21 protein-coding genes and 1 pseudogene are annotated in these 26,385 nt (G+C 70.2%); 5 read left to right on the forward strand and 17 right to left on the reverse strand.

Translation table 11 applies throughout. The annotated features are described in order from the left end of the window. From ACZ7L4_RS40275 to ACZ7L4_RS40295, 5 genes are all read right to left on the reverse strand, one after another. Positions 1-860, reverse strand: an 860-nt coding sequence (locus tag ACZ7L4_RS40275) for a GlgB N-terminal domain-containing protein (protein ID WP_472110034.1), incomplete at its 3' end; no start/stop codon positions are given. Between the two features lie 55 nt (positions 861-915). After that, complete coding sequence (locus tag ACZ7L4_RS40280; RefSeq protein WP_472110035.1) at positions 916-2,256, reverse strand: maltokinase N-terminal cap-like domain-containing protein; 1,341 nt, start codon at positions 2,254-2,256, stop codon at positions 916-918. Then, positions 2,253-3,992, reverse strand: coding sequence for a maltose alpha-D-glucosyltransferase (treS, locus tag ACZ7L4_RS40285; protein ID WP_472110036.1), 1,740 nt, complete (start codon positions 3,990-3,992; stop codon positions 2,253-2,255). Before treS ends, ACZ7L4_RS40280 begins: the two co-directional genes overlap by 4 nt. 54 nt (positions 3,993-4,046) lie before the next feature. Next, positions 4,047-6,032 (reverse strand): alpha-1,4-glucan--maltose-1-phosphate maltosyltransferase, encoded by a 1,986-nt coding sequence (locus ACZ7L4_RS40290; protein WP_472110037.1) that lies wholly within the window; start codon positions 6,030-6,032, stop codon positions 4,047-4,049. After that, positions 6,029-6,256, reverse strand: coding sequence for a DUF5133 domain-containing protein (locus ACZ7L4_RS40295; protein ID WP_472110038.1), 228 nt, complete (start codon positions 6,254-6,256; stop codon positions 6,029-6,031). The genes ACZ7L4_RS40290 and ACZ7L4_RS40295 overlap by 4 nt, the downstream gene beginning before the upstream one ends. Before the next feature lie 281 nt (positions 6,257-6,537). On the opposite strand from ACZ7L4_RS40295, the gene ACZ7L4_RS40300 reads away from it, so the two are divergent. Both ACZ7L4_RS40300 and glgX read left to right on the forward strand, forming a co-directional pair. Then, positions 6,538-7,041 (forward strand): pep a2, encoded by a 504-nt coding sequence (locus ACZ7L4_RS40300; protein ID WP_472110039.1) that lies wholly within the window; start codon positions 6,538-6,540, stop codon positions 7,039-7,041. After that, positions 7,038-9,131: pseudogene (gene glgX, locus ACZ7L4_RS40305) on the forward strand (glycogen debranching protein GlgX); the annotation flags it as partial. The gene ACZ7L4_RS40300 and the pseudogene glgX, both read left to right, overlap by 4 nt. A gap of 407 nt (positions 9,132-9,538) precedes the next feature. On the opposite strand, the gene ACZ7L4_RS40310 reads toward glgX, so the two are convergent. The 11 genes from ACZ7L4_RS40310 to ACZ7L4_RS40360 all read right to left on the reverse strand — a co-directional run bounded on the left by ACZ7L4_RS40310 (position 9,539) and on the right by ACZ7L4_RS40360 (position 20,748). Next, positions 9,539-9,871: a helix-turn-helix domain-containing protein gene (locus ACZ7L4_RS40310; RefSeq protein WP_472110040.1), complete on the reverse strand. Its 333-nt coding sequence runs from the start codon at positions 9,869-9,871 to the stop codon at positions 9,539-9,541. Next, positions 9,868-10,281 (reverse strand): SsgA family sporulation/cell division regulator, encoded by a 414-nt coding sequence (locus ACZ7L4_RS40315; RefSeq protein WP_472110041.1) that lies wholly within the window; start codon positions 10,279-10,281, stop codon positions 9,868-9,870. Before ACZ7L4_RS40315 ends, ACZ7L4_RS40310 begins: the two co-directional genes overlap by 4 nt. Positions 10,282-10,417: 136 nt before the next feature. Continuing rightward, positions 10,418-11,332 (reverse strand): LysR family transcriptional regulator, encoded by a 915-nt coding sequence (locus ACZ7L4_RS40320; protein ID WP_472110042.1) that lies wholly within the window; start codon positions 11,330-11,332, stop codon positions 10,418-10,420. A 76-nt stretch (positions 11,333-11,408) separates the two neighbouring features. Further along, entirely contained in the window at positions 11,409-12,632 is a 1,224-nt protein-coding gene (fdhA, locus tag ACZ7L4_RS40325) for a formaldehyde dehydrogenase, glutathione-independent (protein ID WP_472110043.1), read from the reverse strand. 65 nt (positions 12,633-12,697) lie between these two features. Next, entirely contained in the window at positions 12,698-13,801 is a 1,104-nt protein-coding gene (locus ACZ7L4_RS40330) for a mandelate racemase/muconate lactonizing enzyme family protein (RefSeq protein WP_472110044.1), read from the reverse strand. A 13-nt stretch (positions 13,802-13,814) separates the two neighbouring features. Beyond that, complete coding sequence (locus tag ACZ7L4_RS40335) at positions 13,815-15,026, reverse strand: FAD-binding oxidoreductase (protein WP_472110045.1); 1,212 nt, start codon at positions 15,024-15,026, stop codon at positions 13,815-13,817. Further along, positions 15,023-16,294 (reverse strand): aromatic ring-hydroxylating oxygenase subunit alpha, encoded by a 1,272-nt coding sequence (locus tag ACZ7L4_RS40340; RefSeq protein ID WP_472110046.1) that lies wholly within the window; start codon positions 16,292-16,294, stop codon positions 15,023-15,025. Before ACZ7L4_RS40340 ends, ACZ7L4_RS40335 begins: the two co-directional genes overlap by 4 nt. A 424-nt stretch (positions 16,295-16,718) precedes the next feature. Then, positions 16,719-18,110, reverse strand: coding sequence for a potassium channel family protein (locus ACZ7L4_RS40345; RefSeq protein WP_472110047.1), 1,392 nt, complete (start codon positions 18,108-18,110; stop codon positions 16,719-16,721). Next, positions 18,107-18,790 (reverse strand): GntR family transcriptional regulator, encoded by a 684-nt coding sequence (locus ACZ7L4_RS40350; protein WP_472110048.1) that lies wholly within the window; start codon positions 18,788-18,790, stop codon positions 18,107-18,109. Before ACZ7L4_RS40350 ends, ACZ7L4_RS40345 begins: the two co-directional genes overlap by 4 nt. A gap of 33 nt (positions 18,791-18,823) precedes the next feature. Continuing rightward, the gene (locus ACZ7L4_RS40355; RefSeq protein ID WP_472110049.1) at positions 18,824-19,735 is read right to left on the reverse strand and encodes a proline dehydrogenase family protein; all 912 of its coding nucleotides are present in this window, start codon (positions 19,733-19,735) and stop codon (positions 18,824-18,826) included. A 320-nt stretch (positions 19,736-20,055) separates the two neighbouring features. Next, the gene (locus tag ACZ7L4_RS40360; RefSeq protein ID WP_472110050.1) at positions 20,056-20,748 is read right to left on the reverse strand and encodes a GntR family transcriptional regulator; all 693 of its coding nucleotides are present in this window, start codon (positions 20,746-20,748) and stop codon (positions 20,056-20,058) included. A 140-nt stretch (positions 20,749-20,888) separates the two neighbouring features. Between ACZ7L4_RS40360 and pruA the strand changes: the two genes are divergently transcribed. The 3 genes from pruA to ACZ7L4_RS40375 all read left to right on the forward strand — a co-directional run bounded on the left by pruA (position 20,889) and on the right by ACZ7L4_RS40375 (position 25,416). Next, complete coding sequence (gene pruA / locus ACZ7L4_RS40365; RefSeq protein WP_472110051.1) at positions 20,889-22,550, forward strand: L-glutamate gamma-semialdehyde dehydrogenase; 1,662 nt, start codon at positions 20,889-20,891, stop codon at positions 22,548-22,550. A gap of 17 nt (positions 22,551-22,567) precedes the next feature. Then, positions 22,568-23,920 carry an MFS transporter gene (locus ACZ7L4_RS40370; protein ID WP_472110052.1) on the forward strand — a complete coding sequence of 451 codons (1,353 nt, stop codon included), beginning with the start codon at positions 22,568-22,570 and terminating at the stop codon, positions 23,918-23,920. A gap of 140 nt (positions 23,921-24,060) precedes the next feature. Continuing rightward, on the forward strand, positions 24,061-25,416 hold the full coding sequence (locus tag ACZ7L4_RS40375; protein ID WP_472110053.1) for an MFS transporter: 1,356 nt from the start codon (positions 24,061-24,063) through the stop codon (positions 25,414-25,416). On the opposite strand, the gene ACZ7L4_RS40380 is transcribed toward ACZ7L4_RS40375, so the two are convergent. Then, on the reverse strand, positions 25,408-26,286 hold the full coding sequence (locus ACZ7L4_RS40380; RefSeq protein WP_472110054.1) for a LysR family transcriptional regulator: 879 nt from the start codon (positions 26,284-26,286) through the stop codon (positions 25,408-25,410). The genes ACZ7L4_RS40375 and ACZ7L4_RS40380 overlap by 9 nt on opposite strands. Positions 26,287-26,385: the final 99 nt, after the last annotated feature.

A 26,385-nucleotide genomic window follows, 5' to 3' on the forward strand; every position in this document is an offset into this window, starting at 1 on the left:
AAGTCGGCTACGTAGGCGGGGAGTTGTTCGGCGAGTTGGCGGTAGGTGAGGCCGGGGCGCCAGGACGCAAGGTGCACCTCGTACACCGAGAACGGCGACGCGTGGGCGGGGCGGGCGGCGCGCTGCTCCAGCCAGGCCGCGTCGCCCCACGTGTAGTAGGAGGCGTCGACGATGGACGCGGTTGCCGGGGGTTTCTCGGTGCGGCGCGCCATGGGGTCCGCGTGCTCACGCGGAACCCCGTCGGGGCCGGTGATCGCGAACTTGTACAGGTCGCCCTCGTTGATGTCCGGCACGAACAGCTCCCACACACCGGAGTGCCCCAGTGACCGCATGGGCGTCGAAACACCGTTCCAGTGGTTGAAGTCGCCGATGACACGGACGCCGCGGGCGTTCGGCGCCCACACCGTGAAGCGGGCCCCCCGCACACCCTGGTGCTCCAGGAGGTGCGCACCGAGCGCCGTCCACAGGCCCTCGTGGCGGCCTTCGCTGATGAGGTGCAGGTCCAACTCGCCCAAGGCGGGCAGAAATCGGTAGGGGTCGTCCACCTCGACGACCTCGCTGCCGGTGGTCACGCGCAGTCGGTAGTCCTGGGCCGGCGCGAGGAGGAGCTCGCCCTGGAACAGGCCGTCTCCCGTGTCGGCCAGGCCCCACGCCGTATCGCCGGCGAGCACCGCCACCTCGGTGGCCTGTGGGAGAAGGCAGCGGACGACGACACCTTTCGCCGTCCGGTGTGCTCCGAGCACGGCGTGCGGGTCGTGGTGGGTGCCGCCCAGCAGCGCCGCGCGCGTCCCCCGGTCGAGATGCGACGTGGCTCGGGCATGCCGGAACAGTCTGGGGGCCGCGGGGGCGTTGACTGTCATGGTGGGGGCTCCTTCGGGAGGCCTGGGTGCGCTGGGCCTGGTGGCGCCGCGCGGGTCAGCGTGCGCCGGCGAGGCGGGCCACGGCTTTGAGCGGAACGGTGATCCAGTCGGGGCGGTGCGTGGCCTCGTACAGCACCTCGTAGACGGCGCGGTCGGCCTCGTATGCGCGCAACAGCTCGGGCGCATCCGTCGGTTCGAAGCCCCCGGCTTCGCTGTACCCGCAACAGAACGCGGACCGGCACCGGTCGGCCCACTGGGGGCTCGGTGTGGGGCCCATGTGTGCCGCGTAGTCGAAGGACCTGAGCATGCCGACCACGTCCCGGATCGGCGAGCGGTCGGCGCGGCGCTCCGCCAGCGGGCGGGAGGGCTCTCCCTCGAAGTCGACCACGTGCCATCTCCCCTCGCCCCACAGGACCTGGCCCAGGTGGAGGTCTCCGTGGATGCGTTGCAGGTGCGGGCCGCTGCGGGTCGCCGCGACATCCGCGAAGATGCCCTGCAGGGCGGGCACATGGCGGCGCAGTGCCGGCACCGCCCCTGCCGAGTGGTTCAGCCGGTGGGTCATCTCCTCGGCGAGGCGGGACAGGTGATGTCCCTCGGGCTGCGCGGTGGGAAAGACCTGCGCGAGGGCCGCGTGCAGTTCGCCCGTCATGTGTCCCAGGCCCCACGCCTGTTTGATGAAGTCGCCCTGCGTGGAGGCCGACTCCAGGGCCAGTTGCCAGCCGTCCGTCGCGTCGGCCAGGAAGGGCTGGACCATGCCGAGGGTGCCCCAGAACGGTTCGGTCACGAAGAACCAGGCCGTGGGCGCCGGTACCGAGGTGTGCCCCCACCGGCCCAGCCGGGCGGTCACCTCGAGGTCCGGGTTGATGCCCTGCTGGATGCGGCGGAACAGCTTGAGGATGAGCCTGTCGCCGTACACGATCGAGGTGTTGGACTGCTCGGCGTCCAGGACGCGGGGGGCGAGACCCGTGGGCACCGACGCACGGGGGAAGGACTCGAAGAGGAGTGCCCCGGTCCTGCCGCCCTCGCGCAGACGGTCCAGCAGCAGGATCGCCACGCGGTGGTCGAAGAGCGCGTCGTAGACCATCAGGGTGCCGCCGGCGGGGCCGTCCACCTGCCCGAGGGCGTGCCGCCACAGTCGTGGTGGCGGATCGACGGCCGCGCCCAGGATCAACTGGTAGTGGGATGCGTCCAGTTGGCCGGCCTCCTTCACCCGGACCAGCAGGTGGAAGCACTCCGGGGTCAGTCGCGTCGCGGCCGCCACCGATATCTCCTCGATCCGGCTGCCACTGCCCGCGTACCAGCGCTGTCCGGGCAGCCACTGTCTGAGCAGGTTGTTGAGTGAGGTGCTGAGAAGCGCGGGGCGCGCGTCACCGAGATCGATCACGGGGTGGGTCATCGCGTGAGGTCCATTCCTGTGGGGCTCCCCGAGGTGCGATCCGGCACCGAGTCCTCGCTCAGCCGGAACCAGTAGAAGCTGTGTCCCGCGAGGGTCAGCAGGTACGGGAGTTCGCCGATCGCCGGGAAGCGCACTCCGCCGATCAGTTCCACCGGGTGCCGGCCGTTGAACGACTGGAGGTCCAGCTCGGTGGGCTGGGCGAAGCGGGAGAAGTTGTGCACGCACAGCACCAGGTCGTCCTTGAACTCCCGCAGGAAGGCGAGTACCGCCGGGTTGGAGGAGGGCAGCTCGGTGTACGAGCCGAGGCCGAACGCCGGGTTCTGCTTGCGGATCTCGATCATCCGGCGGGTCCAGTGCAGCAGCGAGGACGGCGACGACATCGACGCCTCGACGTTGGTGACCTGGTAGCCGTAGACCGGGTCCATGATCGTGGGCAGGAACAGGCGGCCGGGATCCGAGGACGAGAAGCCGGCGTTGCGGTCCGGGGTCCACTGCATCGGGGTGCGCACCGCGTCGCGGTCGCCGAGCCAGATGTTGTCGCCCATGCCGATCTCGTCGCCGTAGTACAGGATCGGCGTGCCGGGCAGGGAGAGCAGGAGCGCGGTGAACAGTTCGATCTGGTTGCGGTCGTTGTCCAGGAGCGGGGCCAGGCGGCGGCGGATGCCGATGTTGGCGCGCATCCGCGGGTCCTTGGCGTACTCCGCGTACATGTAGTCGCGCTCTTCGTCGGTGACCATTTCCAGGGTCAGCTCGTCGTGGTTGCGCAGGAAGATGCCCCACTGGCAGCCCGCCGGGATGGGCGGGGTCTTGGCGAGGATCTCGGAGACCGGGTAGCGCGATTCGCGGCGCACCGCCATGAAGATCCGCGGCATCACCGGGAAGTGGAACGCCATGTGGCACTCGTCGCCGCCGGAGGCGGTGTCGCCGAAGTAGTCGACGACGTCCTCCGGCCACTGGTTGGCCTCCGCCAGCAGCACGACGTCCGGGTACTGGGCGTCGATCTCTTTGCGGACCCGCTTGAGCATCTCGTGGGTGGCGGGGAGGTTCTCGCAGTTGGTGCCCTCCTCCGCGTACAGGTAGGGGACCGCGTCGAGACGGAAGCCGTCGATGCCCAGATCGAGCCAGAACCGCAGGGCGGCGAGGATCTCCTCCTGCACCGCCGGGTTCTCGTAGTTGAGGTCCGGCTGGTGGGAGAAGAAGCGGTGCCAGTAGTACTGCTGGCGCACCGGATCGAAGGTCCAGTTCGAGGCCTCGGTGTCCACGAAGATGATCCGGGCGTCGGCGTACTGCTTGTCGTCGTCGGCCCACACGTAATAGTCGCCATACGGGCCCTCGGGATCCGAGCGGGACTCCTTGAACCACTCGTGCTGGTCGCTCGTGTGATTCATGACGAAATCGATGATCACGCGCATGCCGCGCTGGTGCGCCGCGTCCACGAACTCGACGAAATCCGCCAGATCACCGGTCTCGGGCAGGGTGACGATGTAGTTGGCGACGTCGTAGCCGTTGTCCAGCAGTGGTGACTTGAAGAAGGGCGGCAGCCAGAGGCAGTCGACGCCCAGCCACTGGAGGTAGTCGAGCTTCGCCGTGATGCCCTTGAGGTCTCCGACGCCGTCGCCGTTGCTGTCGTGGAAGGAGCGGACCAGGACCTCGTAGAAGACCGCGCGTTTGAACCAGTCCGGGTCCCGGGGCGCGGGGTCCGGCCGTTCGGGCAGCGTGTATTCGTTTGTTGTCATGAGGGTTTCTCCCTCGGTTCGGGCATGCCAATGACGGAAGAGCGCTTTCCTGACTCAACCGATGGTGAGGATGTGGGCGGGTGTCTCGCCCGGCGTCAGACGGACGTAGTTGGTGTCACTCCAGGTGTACGTCCGCCCGGTCAGTTCGTCGCGCACACCGAAGGTGCCGTCCGGCGGGACCCGCAGGGCCTCGCGGTCGAGGCGGACCGTGGCCTCCTGGGTGTGGTGCGGATCGAGGTTCACGACGACCAATACCGTGTTCGAGCCCTGTGCGGACGCGGTCGTTTTGGAGTACACGAGCACCGCGTCCTGGTCGGCATGGTGGAAGTGCACATCCCGCAGCGTGCGCAGGGCCGGATTACGGCGCCGGATCGCATTCAGCGCGGTGATCAACGGGGCGATCGTGCGGCCCTCCCGCTCGGCCGACTCCCAGTCCCGCACCACCAGTTGGTACTTCTCCGAGTCCAGATACTCCTCGCTCCCGGCGCGCAGCGGGGTGTTCTCGCACAGCTCGTACCCGCTGTAGACGCCCCAGGTGGGCGAGAGCGTCGCCGCGAGCACCGCGCGCAGCTCGAAGGCCGGACGGCCGCCGTCCTGCAGGAACTCGTGCAGGATGTCGGGGGTGTTCACGAACAGGTTCGGCCGCATGTAGGCGGCCGCCTCGCCGCTCAACTCGGCGGCGTACTCGGCCAGTTCGTGCTTCGAATTGCGCCAGGTGAAGTACGTGTACGACTGCTGGAAGCCGATCGCGGCCAGCGTGTGCATCATCGCGGGCCGGGTGAACGCCTCCGCCAGGAAGATCACGTCCGGGTCGGTGCCGTTGATGTCGGCGATCACCTTCTCCCAGAACACGACCGGCTTGGTGTGCGGGTTGTCGACCCGGAAGATCCGCACCCCGTGCCCCATCCACAGCCGCAGGATCCGCGTCGTCTCCGCGATCAGCCCCGGCATGTCCTTGTCGAAGGCGAGGGGATAGATGTCCTGGTACTTCTTCGGCGGATTCTCCGCATACGCGATGCTGCCGTCCGGCCGGTGATGAAACCAGTCCGGATGCTTGTCCACCCACGGATGATCCGGCGAACACTGCAGCGCGAAGTCCAGGGCCACCTCCATGCCCGACTCCCGGGCACGCGCCACGAAGGCGTCGAAGTCCTCGAAAGTGCCCAGGTCCGGATGGATCGCGTCGTGGCCGCCCTCGTGCGAGCCGATCGCCCAGGGCACCCCCACGTCGAACGGGCCCGGCGACAGCGAGTTGTTGGGACCCTTGCGGAACGTCGTGCCGATCGGGTGGATCGGCGGCAGGTACACCACGTCGAAGCCCATCGCCGCGATCGCCGGCAGCCGGCTCGCGGCCGTACGGAACGTGCCGCTCACCGGCGGCTTCCCCGGCTCGACCACCGCCCCCTCCGAACGCGGGAAGAACTCGTACCAGGACCCGAACAACGCCCGCTCCCGCTCCACGAGCAACGGGAAGGCCCGGCTCTCGGTCAGGCGCTCGCGCACCGGGGCATCGCTCAACGCGGCCCGCACCGCGGGATCCGCGGCCGCGGCCAGCCGCTCCAGCGGGCTGCGGGCCGCATCGCACAGCGCGTCCACGGCCTCACCCAGCACCTCGCGCGTCTCCTTCGTCGCGGCCCGGGCCAGTGCCTCTTCCAGGTGCACGGCCCCCTGTTCCAGCGTGATCTCGCAGTCCACGCCGGCACCGACCTTGATCGTGGCGTCCCGCATCCAGGTGGCCACGGGATCGCGCCACGCCCGTACGCGGTAGCTCAGCCGGCCGGGCCGGTCCGCACACACCTCGGCGCTCCAGCGGTCCGTGCCCGGGGCCGTCGGTGTCATCGGCCACCGGCCGACCTCGCCCCCGTCGGACGCGCTCAGCACGACCTCGGCGCCGAGGACACCGTCGCCCTCGACGAACACCAGGGCCGTGACCGTGAAGGACTCCCCCACGACCGCCTTGGCCGGCCGTCGGCCCCCGTCGACCGTTGGCCGCACGTCCTCGATGGGGACGGGGACAGCCGTGTTCGACAGCGTCGTCATGCGGTCTCACCCTTCTCGAAGGGAAGCGAGCGGCCCGAGCGCTGCGCCGCTTCGGCGGCCTCCCGGCCGCATCGCTCGCCCGTGACACGGCACAGGTCGGCGACGGCGCGCTCGAAGCTCTTGCGTGCCTCGGCATCACCCGGGAAAGCCAGGAATCGACGCTCCCAGAAGCGGTAGCTCGCCAGGCACCAGCCGACTCCTCCGACGGCTCGGGGTGTCTCCATGGATGGCCTCCCGGCCTCACGACGCCGAGCCCGGCGGACTCGTGGGTCGTTCACGCAGAGAGTTCACACCGTCACCGTCGGCATCTCCTTCACTCATGTTGCGACGCCGTCGGCGATCCGTCCTGTTGAACGGAAGGTCGTCGCGCAGTCACGTCCGGTTGCACGAATGGAGTACAGCGCACACGCTGATCAATGACTCTCGATTGCCCCGTGCTCACGGTCCGTGCGCACGGCTCCGCCGATCCGGCGGCCCGTGAGCCACACGGTGAGGAGCAGGAACCATGCATCAGGCAAAGCCCAGCTACTACCACATCGGCGTGGAAGCGGCCCCCGAGCGCGTCGGCCAGGTCCAGCGCATCGTGGCCGCGCACACGCGCTACTGGGGGCTCGAGCGGCTGACGCCCTCGGCGACCCGTGGTCTCGGGCTCCTCCTTGACCTGGCCGTCCAGGGGCGCCCGGGCGGCCGCATCGAGGTCGAGTCGTGGTGGAACGGGCAGCACTTGATCAACGCGGTGTCCTACGAGGATCCGGTCGGTGGCGCCTCCCGCGAGTTCCCTCAGCGCTGCTCCGCACAGATCGCGGCCCTGAGTGACGGATGGGGCAGCTGTACGCAGGACGCCCGGCACATCGTGTGGTTCTCCCTGCGCAGCAGGACCGGGGTGCGCGAGGTGCTGGTGCCCAAGCTTCCGGTTCCGGATTCCAGCGAGGCCCTCCAGCTGCCGCGCGCCGCAGTGCCGGCCGCCGCTCCGCAACCCGTGCTCGTCGACACGGCCGCCGCTTCATGACGGCACGCCCGGCGGACGCCGTCCCCGTGCACAGCGGGCGGCCCTACCCGCTCGGAGCGACCTACGACGGCCACGGCACGAACTTCGCCCTGTTCAGTGCCGTGGCCGACCGGGTGGATCTCGTGCTGCTGGACGCCGACGGCGGCGAACGCTCGGTGTCCCTGCCCGAGGTCTACGGTTCGGTGTGGCACGGCTACGTGCCGCACGCCGCGCCGCCCCAGCGTTACGGGTACCGCATTCACGGACCCTGGGAGCCGGTCTCGGGGCACCGGTGCGACCCCGACGCATTCCTCCTGGACCCCTACGCCAAGGCGGTCCACCCCCGGGGCGGCGCCGCGGCAGTCGGCGGCGAGGGTCTGTGCGGCGTCGTCGTCGACCCGGCCTTCGACTGGTCCGGCGACGTACCGCCGGACCACGCCTATGCCGACTCCGTCATCTACGAGACACATGTGCGGGGCCTGACGGCGAGACACCCCGGTGTCCCCGAGGCCCTGCGGGGCACCTACGCGGGCCTGGCCACGCCGGCCGTCCTCGACCACCTCACCTCCCTCAAAGTGACCGCGGTCGAGCTCCTTCCCGTGCACCAGTTCGTGCAGGACGGCTTCCTGCACGAGCGCGGACTGTCCAACTACTGGGGCTACAACACGATCGGGTTCTTCGCGCCCCACCACGCCTATGCCGCGCACGGCACCCTCGGCGAGCAGGTCACCGAGTTCAAGAGCATGGTCAAGTCCCTCCACGCCGCCGGCCTCGAAGTGATCCTCGACGTGGTCTACAACCACACGGCGGAGGGGAACGAGAACGGCCCCACGCTGTCCTTCCGCGGCATCGACAACGCGTCGTACTACCGACTCGCCGACGACGACTTCAGCCGCTACTACGACACCACGGGCACCGGCAACAGCCTCCTGATGCGCCACCCCAACGTCCTGCAGCTGCTCATGGACTCGCTGCGGTACTGGGTCACCGAGTGTCATGTGGACGGCTTCCGTTTCGACCTGGCGGCCACCCTGGCCCGGCAGTTCCACGAGGTCGACCGACTGTCGGCCTTCTTCGACCTCATCCAGCAGGACCCCGTGATCAGCCGCGTCAAGCTGATCGCCGAACCCTGGGACCTCGGCGAGGGCGGCTACCAGGTGGGCAACTTCCCGCCGCTGTGGTCCGAGTGGAACGGCAAGTACCGCGACTGCGTCAGGGACGTCTGGCGGGCGCGGGACGGGACCCTGGCGGAGTTCGCCTCCCGGCTCACCGGATCCGCCGACCTCTACGAGCACGACCGCCGCCGCCCACGGGCCAGCATCAACTTCATCACCGCGCACGACGGATTCACCCTGCGCGACCTCGTGTCCTACAACGACAAGCACAACGAGGCCAACCGCGAGCACAACAACGACGGCGAGAGCGACAACCGGTCCTGGAACTGCGGGGCGGAGGGCCCGACCGACGACGCGGGCGTGCTCGCCCTGCGTGCCCGGCAGCAACGCAACCTTCTGGCGACCCTGGCGCTGTCCCAGGGCGTCCCGATGCTCAGCCACGGGGACGAACTGGGCCGCACCCAGCAGGGCAACAACAACGCCTACTGCCAGGACAACGAACTGACCTGGGTCGACTGGGACCTCGACGACGAACGCGCCTCCCTGTTGGCGTTCACGCGCGACCTCGTCGCACTGCGGGCCTCCCACCCCCTGCTGCGTCAGCGCCGCTTCTTCCGCGGCGAGGCCCCCACCGGCCACGACCACGGCCTGCCGGACCTGGTCTGGCTGCGCCCCGACGCCACGGCCATGACGGAGGACGACTGGAAGCGGCCCGACGCGCACGCCCTGGCCGTCTTCCTCAACGGCGACGCCATGACGGAACGGGACAGCCACGGCGAGCGTGTCGTCGACGACTCGTTCCTGTTCCTCTTCAACTTCTACTGGAAAGCCACCGAGTTCCAGCTGCCCGACGCCTCGTACGGCACCTCCTGGACGGCACGCATCGACACGGCCGAACCCGACGGTGTGTCGGACGAGGCCGAGTACAAGGCGGAAGCGACCGTCCGACTGGAGGCACACTCCCTGGCCGTCCTCTCGCACAGCCCGACCGCCACCGATTCAGGAGATCCCATGACCCTCGACGACCGCCTCCTCACCGTCACCTTGAGTAACGGCACGGAGCACGACGCCCGCCGCGTACTGGCCTATCTCGGTTCCGAGCCTTCGGGCCGGTCCCCGGCACAGGACTCCGCGTCCACCGGCGCCCACCCCACCGTATGGACCGCCGAGGTCGCTCCGGGTACCGGCGGACCGGACGCGGGGCCCGCGTCCGGTGCCGACGCACTGGAGGGTTCCGTGACCTTGACCGCGCAGGGCGCGCCGCACGAGGTCGCGGCGCTGCGCGAGAAGCTGGCACGGGCCTTCGCCGTCGACGACGCGGGATCGGCGTCCGGGGACCAGGAACGCGACAGCCAGTTCACGATCTCCTCAGCCTGAGAACTCTGCCCCCGGCAGAGGCCCCCTCATGTCGCGGCCCCTGGCCCCGACCGTGGCTGCGGCTGCGTCGGCACCGCGGACAACTCCGCCGGGCGCGGCGCACCACCGTCGTACTCCACGGTGACGGCGATCCGGGCTCCCAGCGCGCTCGCGTACACCTGCATCGTCTCCAGGTCGAGGATCTCGCCGCCCTCGATCTGGGCGGCCCACAGCCGGGAGATCCCCGCGGCGGCGGCCGCCTGCCCGAGGGGCACTTCCTGTTCCTGGCGGATCTGGCGCAGGCGCTGCCCCAGGACGTAGGTGCGTGCGGCCGGGTGCGTGCGCCCCGGCCGCTGCCCGGCCGCGAAGTCGTGCCTCATGCCAGGCCTCCGTAGATCGCCGTCAGCCCGCGGTCCAGTTCCGGCGCCACGGTCTCCGCACCCGGTGCGACCACCGTGTGGGTGCGGGCCAGGAAGCGGTGCAGGGCCTTGGTGTCGAAGCGGAGCACGGCCACGCCGGGTTCCGCGTGGAACTCGACGACGGTGTGCGAGGCTCCGCGCGGCGCGACCCGAACCCGGCCGACCCCGGCCGGTCCCGTCAGCCCCTCCGCCAACAGGGTGCGGGCGAACGTCCACGTCGCGGCCTCGCCGTCGAGGGTGACGCGGGCCGGGAAGTCGAAGTGGACGGCGAGGGGGTCGGACGAGTCGTAGCGCAGGGTTACGGGAGTCGGCAGTTGGCCGTCCATGGTGACGATGACCGCACTGGTGGACAGCTCCAGCGTGACGTGCATGAGGGGGCTCCGATGGGGGCGTCTGAGGGCGTCAGGGGTACACGGGGGTGTGACCCTCGTGACGTGAGACCACGCAAGTGGCGTGGCGTTACGCCGGTCCCGCCGGGAATTTCATATGACCTGCGTCACTACGGGGTCACTGCCCCGGCAGCACCTCCGCCGCAGTCGCCGTGATCGTTTCGATGGCCTGGGCGATGACGGGGATCTCGCGCGATCCGGGGCGGGTGACGGACAGGATGCGGCGCGAGGGGGCGGGTTCGCCGCTCAGCGGGATGCGGGCGACCTGGAGGTCCTCGCGCAGCCGGGCCAGGCGGGGCACGAGGATGACACCGAAGCCGTAGGCGACCAGGGCCACGCCGGTGTCCCACTCGTCGGCATGGTGGGCGAGCTGCGGGGTGAAGCCCGCGCTGAGGCAGGCGGACAGCACGAGCTGGTGGTAGGTCGAGCCGGGGCGGCCGAGGATCCAGGGTTCGCGCGCGGCGTCGGCCAGGGTGACCCGGTCCTGCCGGGTCAGCGGGTGGTTCTCGGCGACGACCAGGTCGAGGGGGTCGTCGAGGAGCGGCTGCTGGTCGAAGCGGTGGTCGGTCATGGGCGGGGAGTCGGCCGTCACGACGAGCAGGGCGAGGTCGGCCTCCTGGGCGAGCAGCAGGTCGTAACAGCGGTCGGGCTCCGCCTCGATGATGCGCACCGCGAGACGGGGATGGCGGTCGCGTAGTTCGGCCGCGGCGGGCGGCAGCAGGCGGCTGGCCGCCGTGGAGAATCCGCACAGGGCGATCCGGCCGCTCGGCTCCGACCTGGCCGCCGCCAGGTCGGTGCGAGCCAGCTCCCACTGCTCCTGCAGCAGCTCGGTGTGGTGCAGGAGGATGCGTGCCGCGCCGGTCAGGCGCAGGCCGCGCCCCTGGTGGACGACCAGTTCCTCGCCCACCTCCGCGGCCAGCTGGCGCAGCTGGTAGGAGACGGCGGAGGGCGTGAAGTGCAGTGCGCGTGCGGCGGCGGTCACGGTGCCGTGCTCAGCCACCATCTGAAGGACGCGGAGCCGGGAATCAATCATGCGGACACTTTGCACGAACAGTGCCGGCAACGGTTGATCTTCTTTGAGTTCGAGCGACCGTGGACGCGACGGGCGGTCATCGGCGGGGCGCGGGTACCGCTCCGTGCGGGTCGATGACGTACTTCTTGGCGGCTCCCTGGTCGAAGTCCTGATAGGCCTCGGGGGCCTGGTCCAGGGTGATGGTGGTGGCGTTGACCGCCTTCGCGATCTGCGCCTTGTCCGCCAGGATCAGGTTCATCAGGCGCCGGTTGTACTGCTTGACCGGGCACTGCCCGGTGGCGAAGGAGTGCGACTTGGCCCAGCCCAGGCCGAGCCGCACGCCGACCTGCCCGATCTTGGCGTGCTCGTCGACGCCGCCGGGGTCCCCGGTGACGTACAGGCCGGGGATGCCGAGGGAGGCGCCGGCGCGGGCGATGGTCATCATGTCGTTGAGCACCGTGGCGGGCGCCTCGCCCGCGTCCTCCCCGTGCCCGCGGGCCTCGAAGCCGACCGCGTCGATGGCGGCGTCGACCTCGGGCTCGCCGAGCAACTGCTCGATCATGTCGGGCAGTTGGTCGCCCTGACTCAGGTCGACGGTCTCGCAGCCGAAGCTGCGGGCCTGCTCCAGTCGGGCCGGGTTCATGTCACCGACGATGACGGCGGAGGCGCCGAGCAGTTGGGCGGCGTGGGCCGCAGCCAGGCCGACCGGGCCGGCCCCGGCGACGTACACGGTGGAGCCGGTGGTGACACCGGCGGTGTACGCGCCGTGGTAGCCGGTCGGGAAGATGTCCGACAGCATCGTCAGGTCGAGGATCTTCTCCAACGCCTGGTCGCGGTCGGGGAACCTGAGGAGGTTGAAGTCGGCGAACGGCACCATCACGTACTCGGCCTGGCCGCCGATCCAGCCGCCCATGTCGACGTAGCCGTAGGCGGCGCCGGGGCGGGCCGGGTTCACGTTGAGGCAGATGCCGGTCCTGCCCTCGTCGCACATGCGGCAGCGGCCGCAGGCGATGTTGAACGGCACGGAGCAGATGTCACCGGGCTTGACGAACAGCACGTCGTCGCCGACCTCGACGACCTCACCGGTGATCTCGTGGCCGAGGGTCTGGCCGAGCTCGGCGGTGGTGCGTCCGCGGACCATGTGCTGGTCGCTGCCACAGATGTTGGTGGTCACCAGCTTGAGGACGACGGCGTGCGGGGCAGCCCTCTTCAGGCCGAGGCCGCTCGCCACGTCGGCGGGGAGTTCGAGCTTGGGGTAGTCGGTGGTCTCGACGCTGACCTTGCCTGGGCCCTGGTAGACCACGACGCGATTGCCGGACATGGGGTGCCGCCTCTTCGTTGGGGGGGATGGGTCACGGATGGATGGGGATGTGCGGGCAGCGAGCCTCAGAAGGAGGCCGTGGGCGCGGCGAAGAGGGATTCGTCGGGAGCGACTCCCAGGCCGGGCCCCTTCGGTCTCTTGATGTGTCCGCCTTCGACACGGATCCCGTGGTCCGGGTCGTAGTGGCCTTCGATATAGGGGGCCGCCAGCCAGACACCCTCGAGCAGTTCGGGTGCCACGGTCGCGCCCATGTGGGTGCAGGCGGCGGCGATGATGTCTCCGCCCCAGGAGTCGTCGCAGGTGTGCGGCAGGTTGCGGGCCGCAGCCAGGTCACGGAAGGCTCGCATGGGCCCCAGGCCGCCGATCCGGGTGACCTTCATTCCGTACCCGTCGACCAGACCGGTGCCCGCGGCGGTGATCGCCGCGTCGAGGCTGGTGCCGCTCTCGTCCAGGTAGATGCCATGGCCGAGCTGCGGGCGGATTCGCCGCAGTTCCTCGAAGGTGTCGCAGGGCTGTTCCATGACGAAGGGGACGTCCGGGCACTCCCGGCTGAGCCGCAGTGCGTCACGCGTGGTCAGGCCACGGTTGCCGTCCACGGCCAGGCGCATTCCGGAGCCGCGGATGACCTCCCACACCTTGCGTACGCTCTCGATGTCCTCCTCCACCGGCCGCCCACCGATCTTCACTTGCAGGCGCGGATATCCCTCGGCCATCTTCTCCGCTGCGACGCGGGCGGTGTCGTCCGGCGGGCCGACGACGGTGGAGTAGTACGACGGCACGCGATCCGTCACCGCACCGCCGAGCAGATCGGAGACGCTGACGCCGAGACGCTTGCCGATCAGGTCGTGAGCCGCGATGTCGATGGCGGCTTTGGCGTAGTTGTGGCCGTGGAGCAGCTTGTTCATGCCCCGGTGCAGCGGTGTCGGCAGCACCTCGGTGCCGATCAGCCCCGGGGCCATTTCGCTCAACGCCGCTACGGCACCGGCCGCGTGGGCCTCAGCGTAGGCGGGCCCGATCGGGCACGTCTCGCCCCAGCCCACGAGCCCGTTGTCGGCCACCAGCTTCACCAACGTCGTGGACAGGGACCGGACCTCAGAGTGGCTCATCCTGTACGAGCCGGCCTTGACCGGCAGTTCATGCCGGTAGATGTGCACTTCACTGATTCTCACTGGTCGGCCTCACCTATGCGTCGATCACGAGGTCTTCGAGCGGGGTCGAGCAGCACAGAAGGATCTTGCCCTGGGCGCGCTGGCGGGGGCGCAGGCCGCCGTTGTCGCGCATGTCGACCGTGCCCGTGCTGAGCGGGGAGACGCAGGAGCCGCACATGCCCTGGCCGCAGGAGGACGGGAGGGTGAGTCCGGCCTCGGCGGCGGCCTGGAGCAGCGGGGTGGTCGAGTCGCACTCGATGCTGGTGCCGGTGCGGGCGAACTCCACTGTGTACGTCGCCTTGACGGTGTCGGTGTCGGCGGGTGTCGCGGGCGCGGCGGTGGCGCCGTCGAAGCTCTCCTGGTGGTAGCGCTCCTCGGGCAGTCCTGCCTCGGTGAGCATCGCGTGGACGGCCCGCATGTAGCCGGCCGGGCCGCACACGAAGACCTCGCGTTCGCGGAAGTCGGGGGCGATCTCCTGGAGGGCTTCGAGAGTGAGGCGGCCGCGGTGGCCCTCCCACCGCTCGGTCTCCCCGTCGGCCTCGCAGATGTGGGTGACGCGGATGTTCGGCGCGGTTGCCTCGACCAGGTCCAGTTCCTCGCGGAACGGGATGTCGTCGGGGGTGCGGGCGCTGTGCACGAAGGCGATGTCGGCGCCCGCACCCCGGTCGTACATCGCGCGGGTCATCGACATCAGCGGGGTGACACCGCTGCCGCCGGAGAGGAACAGGTAGGCGGGCGCCGGGTGGTGGACGTTCGAGAAGTCGCCGAGCGGGCCGCGGGCGGTGACCCGGCTGCCGGGGGTGAAGTGGTCGTGCAGCCAGTTGGAGACCAGGCCGCCGGGCACCCTCTTCACCGTGAAGGTGACGCAGTCCGGGCGGCTGGGCGGGGAGGAGATGGTGTAGCAGCGGCCCACCGGCTGCCCCTCGATGTCGAAGGTGAAGGCGAGATACTGCCCCGGCTCGTGCGTGGCCGGCCCCGCCGCCTCCGGCTCCAGGACGAAGGTCTTCATGTCCGCGGTGACGTCCTCGACGCGGACGCAGACGTACATCCGCTCGTCGAGGTCGGAGTCGTACTCCTCCAGGAGCGGTGCAACGACCTCCTGCTCGAAGGCGGCGGCGTCCTGGTCGTAAGCGGCGAGTTCCTGGAAGGACGGGTCGGGAGCGACCCCCTGTCCGAAGAGCGGACTGGCGGCCTGCGGGCCGGTGAACGACGTGGCGGCGTGGTCGTATCCGTACTGCTCGGTCATCGCGCGATCTCCTCTTCGAGTCGGTTCACGTACCAGTTCACGAATGCCTCGACCTGGTGCTCGCTGGGCGCGTACGGGCCAGGGACGTAGGCCGGGTTGGTGACGCCCTGCTGGCCGCGGGCGACCAGGGCGGCGTCCTGGTCGTTGGTTGCGGTCCAGATCTTGGTCAGGGAGCCGATGTCGTAGTCCAGGCCTTCCTCGGCCTCCGGGTGGACCAGCCAGGTGGTGCGGACGAGGGTCTCGCCCGGGGAGATCGGCAGCACGCTGAAGGTCACCGCGTGGTCGCCCACGACGTGGAACCAGCTGTTGGGCTGCATGTGCATGGACAGGTAGCCAAGGCGCTTCTCCGGCAGGTCACCCAGGGTCTTGGTGCAGGCGGCGGTGCCGTCCGTGGTGTAGGACTCGCCGGCCCCGTCGAGTGCGTCACGCTGCACGCGGAATCCCGTGGTGCGGGTGTCCACCTCCCGGATGTGCTCGTAGGGAAGCCCGAGCCGGTCGTAGATCTCGTGCATCTCCGCCAGGGCCTTCCGGTAACGCTCGTACGTCGTACGGAGGTTGGGCGGGACGTCCTCCTCGCCGTCGAGACCGAAGACGGGGAAGTAGGCGGCGATCAGCTCGGGGTGGCCGTCGCAGTGGTAGCACTCCCGGTTGTTCTCCAGGACCAGCTTCCAGTTGCCGTTCTCGACCAGGTCGGTGCGGTGGGCGACCTTGGCGCCCTTCAGCGCGTGCGGCAGGAAGTACGGTTCGATGGTGGCGGCGACCTCGTCGAAGTCGGCGGGCGGCTCGTCGGCCAGGCAGATGAAGATCAACCCGGCGACGCTGCGCGCGTGCACGCTGCGCAGGCTGAAGCAGCCCTTGTCGAAGTCCGGCGCCTGCGACGGGGCGTGCATCAGCACGCCCTCGAGGTTGTACGTCCACTTGTGGTACGGGCACACCAGGTTGCCGACCTCGGCCCGGCCCGGGTCGAGCAGGCGGGCGCCGCGATGCCGGCAGACGTTGTGGAAGGCCCGCACCTCCTCGTCGTCGTCGCGCAGCACGATGACCGAGTACGGACCGAAGTCGACGGTGGTGGTGTCACCGGCCTCGGGGATCTCCGCGTCGACGGCGACGAACAGCCAGTGGCGGGCGAAGATCGCCTTCATGTCGGCGTCGAAGAAGTCCTGGTCCGTGTAGAAGGGAGCCTCCAGGCTCAGACCGGTCGTGCGCCGAGCCACCAAGTCCTGTATCCGCTCCAGCTGCGAGGGCTTGAGATTCCCCTGTGCTGCCACGTCGTTCCCCTCTCGGGTGCTGCCCCACGGGTGTCCCCTGCCGCCGGTCGCCACGGGCGCGGCCAGTCGTTCCGCTGTTGCGCGCACGCCGGCGAAAGCCGCTTGAGGGCAGGGGTGATGGGAGTAGAAGAGTGTTCAACAGATGCTGTCCGGCAGGGCGCTGGTTTCCTTCCCTGCGGTACGCCTCAATGGTGCGGGCGGACTCCCCCGTCGGACAAGCAAACAGAGTCGCGGGACATCGTGCGAAACGACTGCACAATCGAGGCGTGACAGAGCGCTTCCCCGGGCCCACTGGGTGTGGTAGCTCCGGACGCGCCGGTAACCTCCAACTCTCCGCTCCAGTAAGGGTTTTGACCTGCGGGTACGGCTGAGGCCCGGCGCGGTGGCCGGGCCTCGGTCATGGAGTGCGGAGGGGGTCCGTGCGTCACCCGCTCAGGGCGACCGCCACATGCGCGCACCCGCGGCGGGCCGCCAGTGGCCACGCCTCGAAGCCGCCGGCGGGCAGCTGGACGAGGGTGCGGTGGCGGTGGGCGATGACGGCGGTGGCGGGGGTGCCGAGCAATCGGGCCAGGACGTATGCGGCGGCCAGGCTGTTCACGTCGCGTACGGTGCCGAGCGGCAGCAGTGAGCGGGTCTCGGCGATGGCCTCGTGCTCGCCGGCGCGCAGGACGACGCGGGTGTCGGGAGCGACGCCGTGCGCGGCGATGGCGACGGCGATGTTGTCGAGGTCGTCGGAGCCGACGGCGGCGAGGGCGCGCGCCGTGTGCAGCCGCAGTTTCTCCAGGACGGCCCGGTCGCCGCCGTGCCCGGTCAGGACGGGGATGCCGAGCGAGCGGGCGAGCCGGATGCCGGGGGCGGCCGGGTCGCGTTCGACGCCGACGACCGGCACGCCGAGCCTGCGCAGTTCGCCGCACAGGCGCAGGCCGACCTGGCCCATGCCGACGACGATGACGTGTCCGGAGCGGGGCAGCGTGCGCGGTCCGACGAGGCCGACGAGCCGGGGGCCGAGCATCCGCTCGACGACGCCGGCCGTGAACAGGGCGCCGAAGACGACCGTGGCGAGCATCAGCACGGCGGCCAGCACCGCGTAGCCCGCCGAGTGGTCCGGCGCGGCGGCCGGGCCGACGGTGGCGACCACCCGGGCGGCGTCGAACAGGGCGTCGGCCGGATGGTGGCCGAGGGCGACGAGCCAGGCCATGTCGACGAGCAGGGCGGCGAGCATCCCGAGCAGGCCGATGAGCAGGATGCGGGTGCCCGCGTCGTGCGGGCGCAGCTGCCCGGTCAGCCGGACGAACCGGGCCCGTGGTCCCTGGCGTTCGGCCTCCCACGGCCGGCTGCTGACCGGGCCGCTGTCGCTGACGCGGAGGGCGTGGGTCGCGCCCTCCGCGCGGTGCAGGGCGGTGATGTCCGCCGCCAGGCAGGGCCCGGCCAGGACGGGGGCGGCCAGCTCGGCGGGCGAGGTGACGTGGCACTGCGGCAGCAGGCGCAGCAGTTCGTCGGCCACGGTGCGGTCGAAGATGGTGACGGTGATGGGTGTGCGTTCGCGGAGGTGCGCGACGGCGAGGGCGTGGCGCAGGGCGGCGACGTCGTCGTGGAGCAGGACGGCGACCGCGTCGGGTTCCGGGTCGAGCGCCTGGCGCAGTTCGTGGTCGCCGGGTGCGGTGAGGTGGCGCACGGTGTGCGCGCCCTCGCGGAGCGAGGCGCACACCCGGCGGGCCAGGTTGGTCTCCCCGATGACCACGAACGTCCGGGGGATCGCGAGCGTAGGGGCGCGTGCGGGGTCAGGAGACGGGTGGGTCTGCTCGGCGGAGGTCACGTGGCCCCGCCCTCCTTGTCGAGCGCGGACTGGATGCGGGCGCGGGAGCTGAGCAGGGAGTCGCGGGTGAGGGCGGCGGCCGTGTCGGCGTCGCCCGCGCGGGCGGCGTCGACGAGCCGGGACTGGTACTGCCACAGCGTGGATTCCCGCTCACGGTCGGCGGCCGCCGCGCCGAGCACCTTGTAGGCGCGGCACTGGTGCCACAGGTCGCGGATGTGTGCCATCAGGAACGGGTTGCCGCCCGCCCCGTACAGGGCGGTGAGCAGCGCCTCGTCGTGGTCGAGTGCGTCGCGCACCCGCCCGTCGCGGGCGGCCGCCCTCAGCGCGTCGCACTCCTTGGCCATGACGCGGACCACTCCCCCGTCGAGACCGGCGACGCCGCTGCGGGCGGCCCCGGTCTCCAGGAGCAGCCGGATGTCGTAGATCTGGATCAGCTCGCGGAGCGTGAACCCTTTGACGACGGCGCCCTTGTGCGGCTCCCGCTCGGCGAGGCCGCTCTCCTCCAGGCGCCGGATCGCCTCGCGCACGGGCATGATGCTGGTACCCATCCGCGCGGCGACGTGCCGCACCCGCAGCCGGGTGCCCGCGGGCATCGCCCCGTTGATGACGGCCTCGTACAGGACGGCGTACACCTGGTCGGTGAGCAGGGCCGCCGGCCCGGGCGGGGCAGCAGCGGTCATCGGTGCGCCCCGGTGTCGGCGTCGGCGGACATGTCAGCCGCCGACCAGCGAGCGGAGGAAGAACAGCAGGTTGGCGGGGCGCTCGGCCATGCGGCGCATCAGGTACGGGTACCACTGGGTGCCGAACGGCAGGTACACGCGCACCCGGTGGCCCTCGCGCACGAGGTCCCTCTGCAGGTCGCGGCGCACCCCGTACAGCATCTGGAACTCGTAGTCCTTCTTGTCGACGCCCGTCTCCTCGGCGACCTGCTTGGCGAAGTCGATGCAGACGTCGTCGTGGGTGCCGAAGGCGGGGTCGGGGCAGTGCGCCAGGACGTAGCGGGTCAGGTGCAGGTACTGCGCGGTGACCTCCTTGCGGTCCTGCTGGGCGCGGTGCAGGGGCTCGTCGTAGGCGCCCTTGACCAGGCGCAGGCGCGGCTTGACCTCGGTGAAGGTCTCCAGGTCCTCGGGGGTGGAGCGCAGTGCGGCCTGGATGGCCATCCGGGAGTGCGGGTAGCGGGGCAGGGCCTCGCGGAAGAGTTCCATGGTGGCTCGGCCCACGGAGCTGTGCTCCATGTCGACCTCGACGGTGACACCGGACTGTTCGCCGGCCTCGAAGAGCCGCTCGAGGTTCTTGGCGCAGGCCTCCACGTCGACGGCAATGCCGAGTTGGGAGAGCTTGACCGAGACCGTGGAGCCGGGCACGTGCTCGGCGATGGCCTGGATGGTCTCGATGTACTGGTCGGTGGCGCGGGTCGACTCGGCCAGGTCGAAGACGCTCTCGCCGAGCAGGTCGAGGCTGACGTCGATGCCGTCCTTGTTCAGCGCCTTGGTCGCCCTGATGGCGTCGTCGAGGGTGACACCGCCGACGAAGCGGCTCACCAGGCCGCGGGTGAGCTTGTTCTTGCTGATGATTCGTTCGAGCTTCTTGCTCTCGGCTGCGCGCAGCAGCAGGTTGCTCAGCACATCGATCCCCAGATGACAGGGTCCGGCGGAAGGCGGACCGGGGGCGGGATGGAGGAATGGGGCAGCTCCCGCGCAGGGCGGCGGATGTCTCGCGCTTCACGGGGCTGCTGAGCCAGGAACCTAAGATGTGATCACGAATCTCACAACCCCCCGCCTGGCCGTAACTCGGCGTTCGCTTGGGCAACTTCACGAGCCCTGCTGTCGCGCCCGGGGCCCTGACATGCGAAAACGGGACGCCGGCTGCTGCCGACGCCCCGTGGGCCACGTACTCAGAAATCTGAAATTTTACGAACGGGCCCGCCCCGGCCGACCCGGTCCGCTCACAGCATCGCCCGCACCGACGCCGAGAAGCCGAGCAGGTGCGCCTGCGCCGCCTTGCGCGCCGCGCCCGGCCGGCGCGCGCAGATCGCCTCGACGACGTCGTCCTGCGCACAGGACTGGGGCGTGTGCGGCCGGGCCCTGGTCAGGCCGTAGTGCCAGATCCGCATGGCCAGGTTCGAGTACTGGGTGAGGGTCGCCTCGAGGTACGGATTGTGGGCCGCGGCGTAGATCGCGCGGTGGATCTCGGTGTCCTGGGTGATGTAGTCCCGGGACACCTCGACGGCATCCTCCACGCCCCCGGCCAGCCGCTTCAGCTCGGCGCACTCCTCGTCGCTCGCACGCTCCGCGGCCAGTGACGCGGCCAGACCCTCCAGGTCGACGCGGACCTCGGTGAGCCAGCGCTCGTCACTGATGTTGATCTCGGCGACGAAGGTGCCCCGGCGCGGGTAGATCAGGGCGAGCCGCTCGTGGCGCAGCCGCTTGAGCGCGTCGCGCACCGGGGTCAGGCCGACGCCGAGCTCGCGACTCAGCTGCTTCTCGTCGAGCGGGTCGCCCGGCTGAAGCTTCACGGTGATGATGTCGTCGCGCAGCCGTTCGTAGGCGCTCTCGGCGAGCGTCCGCCCGCCCGGCGCCGTGCGCGCGGGGACGGGAGGACGCTCCGCGACTTCGATCAGATCGGTGTCTTGACGCATGCGGAACAGTGTAAGTACGGTCACGCTGAAATTTCAGTGCAACGTTCATCGCCTCGTTCTTGCGCGATCTTCCTGTCCCGCCCCGGTCCCGTCGCAGCAGCGCAGCGCGGTCGACCTCTCTGGAACCCCCGAGGTAAGCCATGGCAAACAGCACCACCGTCCACAACGGCGTCATCCGCGTTCCCGCCCCGTACAACGAGCCCTCGAAGGACTACGCGCCCGGTTCCCCCGAGGCCGTGCGCCTGTACGCCGAGCTGGAGAAGGTGGGCGGCGAGGTCCGCGAGCTGCCCCATGTCATCGGCGGCGAGCGGCAGTTCGACGGCGAGCCGCGTGACCTGATCGCCCCGCACGACCACGCCCACGTCCTCGGCCGCATCCCGCTCGCCGAGGAGAAGCAGGTGCAGGCGGCCATCGAGGCCGCGCTCGCCGCGCAGGAGTCCTGGGCCAACACCCCCTGGTACGAGCGCATCGCGATCTTCCTGCGCGCCGCCGACCTGGTCAGCGGCGCGTACCGCGACGAGCTGCTCGCGACGACGATGCTGCACCAGTCCAAGACGTACCACCAGGCCGAGATCGACATCTGCGAGCTCGCGGACTTCTTCCGCTACAACGCCCACAACGCCGCGCAGATCTACGAGCAGCAGCCCACCTCCCCCGCGGGCCAGTGGAACGTCATGGACCACCGCGGCCTGGAGGGCTTCGTCCTCGCCATCACCCCGTTCAACTTCACGGCCATCGCGGGCAACCTGCCCTCGACCCCGGCCATGATGGGCAACACCGTCGTGTGGAAGCCGTCGGAGAAGTCGGCGCTGTCCAGCGATGTCGTCATGCGCCTCTTCGAGGAGGCGGGACTGCCGGCCGGTGTCATCAACCTCGTCCACGGCAGCGGCAAGGCGATCTCCGACCAGGCCATCGCCCACCCCGAGTTCGCCGGCCTGAACTTCACCGGCTCCTCCGCCGTCTTCCGCGGCCTGTGGAAGACCGTCGGCCAGAACATCGAGAACTACCGCGCCTACCCGCGCCTGGTCGGCGAGACCGGCGGCAAGAACGCCGTCGTCGCCCACCCCTCGGCCGACCCCCAGGCGCTGCTCGTCGCGCTCGTGCGCAGCTCGTACGAGTTCCAGGGCCAGAAGTGCACCGCGGGCTCGCGCGCCTACGTCCCGCGCAGCCTGTGGGACGCCGGTCTGGGCGACCAGCTCGCCGAGACCGTCAAGGGCCTCAAGGTCGGTGACATCACCGAGCACGACACCTACGTCGGCGCCGTCATCGACGAGGCCGCCGCCGACCGCCTCGCCGACGCCATCGAGCGGGCCAACGCCCTCGACAGCCACACCCTCCTGGCCGGTGGCACCGTGACCAAGGACAAGGGCTGGTTCGTCGAGCCGACCCTCTTCGTCACCTCGGACCCGACCGCCTTCACGATGAAGGAGGAGTTCTTCGGCCCGCTGATGACCGTCCACGTCTACGACGACGCCGAGGTCGAGTGGTACGACCTGCTCAAGCTCGTCGACACCACCAGCGAGTACGCACTCGGCGGCTCGATCTTCGCCCGCGACCACGCCGCCATCACCGAGGCACTCTCGGTCCTGCGCAACACCGCCGGAATGATGTACGTCAACGACAAGCCGACCGGCGCGCTGATGGGCGTGCAGTCCTTCGGCGGCGGCCGGGCCTCGGGCACCAACGACAAGACGGGCTCCCCGCTCGCACTCCAGCGCTGGGTCAGCGGCCGGTACATCAAGGAGAACCTGAGCCCCGACCTCGACTGGACGTACCCGTACATGGGTACTGCCGGCAACTGACAGCGGGCGGTGGGCAGATGAGCTCCAACACGGTCGACGACGCGCCGCTCTCGGGTTTCCACAAGAAGCTGGCGCTGTACTCCTCGGGCGGCCCGTTCCTCGACGGGTACATCCTGAGCATCATCGGCGTCGCGATGACGCAGATCACCCCGCAGCTCCAACTCTCCGCATCCGCCCAGGGGTTGATCGGCGCCTCCGCGCTCATCGGCATCTTCCTGGGCGCGTTCGCAGGTGGCTGGTTGACCGACAAGTTCGGCCGGCAGGTCCTCTACACGGTGGACCTGGCCGCCATCATCGTGTGCTCGGTGGCACAGTTCTGGGCCACCGACCCGGTGTGGCTGTTCGTCCTGCGGCTCGTCATCGGCATGGCCGTGGGCGCGGACTACCCCATCGCCACGTCGCTGATGGCCGAGTTCACCCCGCGCAAGCACCGTGGCGTGCTGCTCGGCGGGCTGCTCGTGATGTGGTTCGCGGGCGGTTCGGTCGCGTACGTCGCCGGTGAGGCGATGCTGCACCTCGGCGACGACGGCTGGCGGTGGATGCTGGCCAGCGCCGCCCTCCCGGCCACCGTCATCGTGCTGCTGCGGCTCGGCACCCCCGAGTCACCGCGCTGGCTGGTCAAGAAGGGCCGCCACGCGGAGGCCGAGAAGATCCTCAAGGAGGTGTTCGGCCCCGGCGCGACCCTGGCCGACCTGGGCGAGGAGGAGACCGAGAACGTCGATGTGAAGGCCATCCTGCGCTCCGGCTACGGCAAGCGGATGCTGTTCGTCGCGGTCTTCTGGACGTGCTCGGTCGTCCCGCTGTTCGCCATCTACGCCTTCGGGCCCGTCATCCTGGGCGCGCTGAAGCTCGACGGATCGCTCGCCGGCTTCGGGTCGGCGCTGATCAGCGTGCTGTTCACACTCGGGTGCGTGGCCGCTCTGTTCGTCGTCAACCGGATGGGCCGCCGGACGCTGCTGACCCACAGCTTCATCTGGTCCGGTGCGGCGCTGCTGCTGCTCGGCCTGTTCCCCGGCGCGCCCGCGCCGGTGGTCATGACGCTGTTCTCGGCGTACGCCATCCTCATCGGCGGCCACCAGATCCTCCAATGGATCTACCCCAACGAACTGTTCCCGACCGAGGTGCGCGGCACCGCCGTCGGGCTCGCCTCCTCGCTCAGCCGCATCGGCGCCGCCGTGGGCACGTACCTGGTTCCGATGGCGCTGTCCGGCTGGGGCATCGGCAAGACCATGCTCGCGGCCGCCGCGATCAGCGCCGTCGGCGCGGTCGCCTCCCTGGCGTGGGCGCCCGAGACCCGGGGCCTGACCCTGCAGCAGTCGGCGGCACTGAAGGCCCCGGCGGGGCCGATCCGACAACCGGTGGCCCGCTGACGTAAGGTTCCTCCCCGCGGCCGCTGCCGCCCACCCATGTCCAGGGCGCCAGCGGCCGTTGTCACGCCCCCGATCTCCCCACACACATCGCGCCGGCACAGACCGGTGCCGCACTGACGATCCCGGAACGAGGCCCCACCGTGACCGAGACCAGTACCCGACCCGTCGCCGCGGGCGACCCACCGCCACCCTCCCTGTCGACGAAGAGACGCCGCTTCCTGGCCAAGCTGAGCGTGGTGATCGCGGGCGGCATGTTCATCGACGGCTTCATCCTCGGCAGCACCGGCGTCGTGATGCCCGCGATATCGAAGGACCTGGGCCTGTCGTCCGCAGGTGAGGGGCTGATCGCCGCGGCCGCGCTGCTCGGCATCTTCCTCGGCGGCCCGGTCGGCGGCTATCTCGCCGACCGCTTCGGCCGCAAATCGATGTTCACCATCGACCTCGCGCTGTTCCTGGTCTGTTCCGTGGCCCAGTTCTTCGTGACCGAGGCGTGGCAGCTCGTCGTGGTCCGCCTCGTCATGGGCCTGGCGATCGGCGCCGACTACTCGATCGGCTGGCCGCTGCTCGCCGAGTTCGCGCCCGCCCGCCTGCGCGGCCGGCTCCTCGCCGTACAGGAAGTCGCCTGGTACGTCGGCTACCTCATCTCCTACGCCGCCGGATACGTCCTGATCACGTCGATGTCGGTCAGCTGGACCGTCGTCCTCGGGCTCAGCACCGTGCCGACCGTCATCGTCCTGCTGCTCCGCCTCGGCACCCCCGAGTCGCCGCGCTGGCTGATGAGCAAGGGCAGGACCGAGGAGGCCACCGCCCTGGCCGCCGAGTACCTGGAAGAGGAGGACCAGCGCGACCTCCAGACCCCGGAGCCGCAGACCGGGGGTGGCTTCGGCCGGCTGTTCTCCCCGGAGTACCGCAAGGCCACGATCTTCGTCAGTGTCTTCTGGGTGTGCAACGTCACCCCGTACTTCGCCATCGGCGCCTTCGCCCCGACCGTCCTGGAGCACCTCGGCATCAAGGACGGACTGACCGGCGCGCTGGCCATCAACGGCCTCGTGGTCGTCGGGTCGATGGTCTCCGTGCTGCTCATCGAGCGGGTCGGGCGGCGCAAGCTGGCCGTTCCGCCGTTCTGGATCTCCACGGTCGCGCTGGTGGTCGTCGCCCTCTTCTCGCACACCTCGGCCGCCCTGGTCCTGGTGTGCTTCCTCGTTTTCTCCCTGGTCAACGCCGCCTCCACGGCGCTGTCCGGGGTGTATCCGGGTGAGGTGTTCCCCACCGAGATCCGCGGCGCGGGCGTCGGTTTCGCCACCGCCGTCTCCCGCGTCGGCGCCGCGGCGGGCACCTTCCTGCTGCCACTGTCCGTCGACGGGCTCGGCACCTCGGCGACGATGCTCATCGCGGCCGCCATCAGCCTCGTCGGCGGCATCGTCTCGCACCGCCTGGCGCCCGAGACCAAGGGCCTGACGCTCAGTCAGGCCTGCGCCCCCACCGGGTCAGCCTGACCCCGTCGCGCGCAGCGCCGCGCGGAAGCGCTCGGCCGCCGGGGACAGCTCCACGTCCGGCAGTGCCAGACACATCACGGTCGTGGGATCCCCGGTGATCCGGGCGACGTGGACGGCGGCCGGGCGGAACGACGAGACCGACTCGGGCAGCACCGTGAAGCCCATCCCGGCCGCCACGAAACCCAGCGCCGTCTCCTGGTGGACGACGCGGGTGCGCACACGCGGGAAGGGCAGCCCGGCGAAGACCGGGCGGATCTCCGACACATAACCCGGCATGTCCCGCGCCGGGAAGAAGATCATCGGCTCGGCGGCGAGCGCCTCGGCAGCGACCTCGGCGCTCGCCGCCAGCGGATGGTCGACGGACACACACGCCACCAGACGCTCCTCGAAGAGCCGCTCCGTGCGCAGGTCGAGCCCTCCGGACTCGCCGCGCACGAGCCCCAGGTCGAGCCGCCCCTCGTGGAGCTGCTCGGCCTGTTCGGCGCTGGTCAGCGGGACCAGCTGCAGGTCGACGCCGGGCGCGTCCCGGCGGAAGTGGCGTACGGCCTGCGGCAGTACGGAGTAGCTGGCCGAGCTGGCGAAGCCGACGCGCAGCGTGCCGGCCCGGCCGTCGGCGACGGCGTGCAGGTCGACGGTGGCCTCGTCGACACGGGCGAGGATGTCCAGCGCCCGCCGGTGGAACTCCTCGCCCACCGCCGTCAGCCGCACGCTGCGCGTGGTGCGCTCGAACAGCCGGTGCCCCAGCTCGCGCTCGATCCGCTGGATCTGCGCGCTGAGCGGGGCCTGTGCCATGTGCAGACGCTTGGCGGCCCGGCCGAAGTGCAGCTCTTCGGCGACGGCGACGACGCAGCGCAGCTGTCTCAGTTCCATGCAGCGATCTTCCCCGATTATCTCATCTGAGAGAACAATCGCCGATGTATTGATGTTGGACGCGCGGGGTAATCGCTGGCTGTACTGGAGGGGCCAAGG

This window comes from Streptomyces sp. NPDC107575, from assembly GCF_055657265.1.

Coding starts and splice junctions, on each gene's coding strand:
- ACZ7L4_RS40335 (WP_472110045.1), bottom strand. CDS start 15,026: ATGACCGAGCAGTACGGATACGACCACGCCGCCACGTCGTTCACCGGC.
- ACZ7L4_RS40350 (WP_472110048.1), bottom strand. CDS start 18,790: ATGACCGCTGCTGCCCCGCCCGGGCCGGCGGCCCTGCTCACCGACCAG.
- ACZ7L4_RS40290 (WP_472110037.1), bottom strand. CDS start 6,032: ATGACGACGCTGTCGAACACGGCTGTCCCCGTCCCCATCGAGGACGTG.
- ACZ7L4_RS40315 (WP_472110041.1), bottom strand. CDS start 10,281: ATGCACGTCACGCTGGAGCTGTCCACCAGTGCGGTCATCGTCACCATG.
- ACZ7L4_RS40380 (WP_472110054.1), bottom strand. CDS start 26,286: ATGGAACTGAGACAGCTGCGCTGCGTCGTCGCCGTCGCCGAAGAGCTG.
- ACZ7L4_RS40300 (WP_472110039.1), top strand. CDS start 6,538: ATGCATCAGGCAAAGCCCAGCTACTACCACATCGGCGTGGAAGCGGCC.
- ACZ7L4_RS40295 (WP_472110038.1), bottom strand. CDS start 6,256: ATGGAGACACCCCGAGCCGTCGGAGGAGTCGGCTGGTGCCTGGCGAGC.
- pruA (WP_472110051.1), top strand. CDS start 20,889: ATGGCAAACAGCACCACCGTCCACAACGGCGTCATCCGCGTTCCCGCC.
- ACZ7L4_RS40320 (WP_472110042.1), bottom strand. CDS start 11,332: ATGATTGATTCCCGGCTCCGCGTCCTTCAGATGGTGGCTGAGCACGGC.
- ACZ7L4_RS40310 (WP_472110040.1), bottom strand. CDS start 9,871: ATGAGGCACGACTTCGCGGCCGGGCAGCGGCCGGGGCGCACGCACCCG.
- ACZ7L4_RS40280 (WP_472110035.1), bottom strand. CDS start 2,256: ATGACCCACCCCGTGATCGATCTCGGTGACGCGCGCCCCGCGCTTCTC.
- fdhA (WP_472110043.1), bottom strand. CDS start 12,632: ATGTCCGGCAATCGCGTCGTGGTCTACCAGGGCCCAGGCAAGGTCAGC.
- ACZ7L4_RS40370 (WP_472110052.1), top strand. CDS start 22,568: ATGAGCTCCAACACGGTCGACGACGCGCCGCTCTCGGGTTTCCACAAG.
- treS (WP_472110036.1), bottom strand. CDS start 3,992: ATGACAACAAACGAATACACGCTGCCCGAACGGCCGGACCCCGCGCCC.
- ACZ7L4_RS40360 (WP_472110050.1), bottom strand. CDS start 20,748: ATGCGTCAAGACACCGATCTGATCGAAGTCGCGGAGCGTCCTCCCGTC.